Raw genomic sequence first — 404 nt, 5'->3', positions numbered from 1 at the left:
GTCGGCTACCTGCCATTCGATTACCGGCGCCGGCAATGGGCCCGGCCCGGCGACCTCAAATGGCAGGCTCTGCGGGTACGGCGTGAGCAATTGCCGGAATTGGTGCCGCCGGGGCAACCACTGGGCCGGATCAGCGCCGAGGCCGAAGCCCACACGGGCATCCCCGCCGGTCTGCCGCTGATTGCCTGTGGTGCCGACAAAGCCTGCGAAGTGCTCGGCTCCGGAGCGCTCAGCCCGGATATCGGCCATGTCAGCTACGGCACCACGGCTACTTTCAACACCAGCAATCGCCGTTACGTGGAACCGTACCCGTTCGTTCCCGCCTACGGCGCCGCGGCACCGGATTACTACACTTCGGAAATCATCGTGCAGCGCGGGTACTGGCTGGTGGAATGGTTCAAGCG

At 65.3% G+C, this 404-nt stretch carries 1 protein-coding gene; it reads left to right on the top strand.

Going from position 1 to position 404, the window contains the following annotated elements; genetic code table 11:
• A partial coding sequence (locus BJP32_RS16800; protein ID WP_198935317.1) for a hypothetical protein occupies positions 1-404 on the top strand: 404 nt, incomplete at both ends.

It is taken from the genome of Brevundimonas sp. ZS04 (genome assembly GCF_001956865.1).
GTDB lineage: Bacteria > Pseudomonadota > Alphaproteobacteria > Caulobacterales > Caulobacteraceae > Brevundimonas > Brevundimonas diminuta.
Note: the sequence above shows the minus strand (reverse complement) of the source record. Positions and strands in the feature narration are given on the sequence as shown.